The organism is Vibrio sp. 704, from assembly GCF_033339295.1.
The window spans coordinates 1-631 of the sequence record NZ_JAWOUH010000597.1 but is presented as its reverse complement, the minus strand read 5'-3'; the positions used below and the strand labels follow the sequence as shown (position 1 = coordinate 631).

1 pseudogene is annotated in these 631 nt (G+C 42.3%); it reads right to left on the bottom strand.

The features are described from left to right. Nucleotides 1-552, bottom strand: a pseudogene (locus R7R24_RS27970) (type II secretion system F family protein); the annotation flags it as partial. Nucleotides 553-631: the final 79 nt, after the last annotated feature.

Sequence of the window (631 nt, the reverse complement as noted above, 5' to 3'; positions counted from 1 at the left end):
ATCATCTGGGTCTTCACCAATCAGAAGTCGTTCTGACATCTTTTTGAACTCTTCGCCAACTTCATTATCAAGCTGAGTTCCTACGTATTCGAACGCATGAACAATACTTTGTCCCGAAGAGAGCGCACCCGACAGGATGTTTAGTGCATCTGGAAAGTTGTCCTTGAATCGCTGCGCTTGGATACCACTTAATTTGAGGATAAACATCACAAATAATATTGGTTCTAACGCCAGCAGCACTTTCCAGTACTCAAACATAAAAAACCAATCATTAACGCAGTAAACCGCTATCGAAGACGCAGCGAAAAAGCCGATCAGTTTTAGTCCTGCATTTGGGCTCAGCAGCTTTTTCAGCTGCTTAAATTTGTCCTTTACTTTCTTTTTATAGCTAACATCAAAACTCTCCGAGTCGATAACCGCTCGGGAGCCAGTAACACCCTCGAATGTATTGGACTGTTCAATGATAGACGTGATCTCTTTTTGTCTTTTCACATGACCAATAAACAGGAATAACGCGACAGCAACCCATAGTGAAATGATGATCAGCATCATGAGAACAACTCCTGAAGTGCCCCATCTAAGCCGAAGAACTTAGCTCTCTCATAAATCACAGAACGCTTAGAAAGACCTG